Genomic DNA, 553 nt, shown 5'->3' with positions numbered 1-553 from the left:
GCCCGGCACCCATTCGAAATGGGTGCTGGTCGAGGACGGCACTGTCACCGGCTTCGGCACCTGGCCGACCGGCGAGCTGTTTTCCGTGCTTGCCGCGCATTCGATCCTGCGCCATTCGCTCGGCGAGCATCCGAAGCCGGTCACATCGGACAATCCGTTCTTCCGCCGCTGGTGCGAAACCGCATTGAGCGATGGCGGCGATGTCACCTCGCGGCTGTTTTCCATCCGCGCCGCCGGCCTGCTGCAGGATCTGAAAGCCGACGATGCCGCAGCCTGCCTGTCCGGCCTTCTGATCGGCGGCGAGATCGCCTCCGCCAGCCGTCGGCACGGCGCCGGTGCGGAACCCGTGGTGCTGGTCGCCTCCGGTGCGCTGGGAACGCTGTACAGCCAGGCACTCGGCCTTGCCGGACTTGAGGTCCGGGCCGTCGACGCCGACGAAGCGGTGCGTGCAGGTCTCGTCGAGGCGGCGCGCGAGAACGGCATGATCGCAAGAATTGGAGCAGCTCGATGAGCCAGACCGCACCGTTTCCAAAACTCAAGCGCGGCCTGGTTG

The 553-nt window shown here is 67.1% G+C and carries 1 protein-coding gene; it reads left to right on the top strand.

Going from position 1 to position 553, the window contains the following annotated elements; genetic code table 11:
• The coding region (locus EN750_RS38195) for a 2-dehydro-3-deoxygalactonokinase (RefSeq protein ID WP_189526860.1) at positions 1–511 on the top strand (511 nt) is incomplete at its 5' end.
• Positions 512–553: the final 42 nt, after the last annotated feature.

Source organism: Mesorhizobium sp. M7A.F.Ca.ET.027.03.2.1 (assembly GCF_003999175.1).
Lineage (GTDB): Bacteria > Pseudomonadota > Alphaproteobacteria > Rhizobiales > Rhizobiaceae > Mesorhizobium.
Note: the sequence above shows the minus strand (reverse complement) of the source record. Positions and strands in the feature narration are given on the sequence as shown.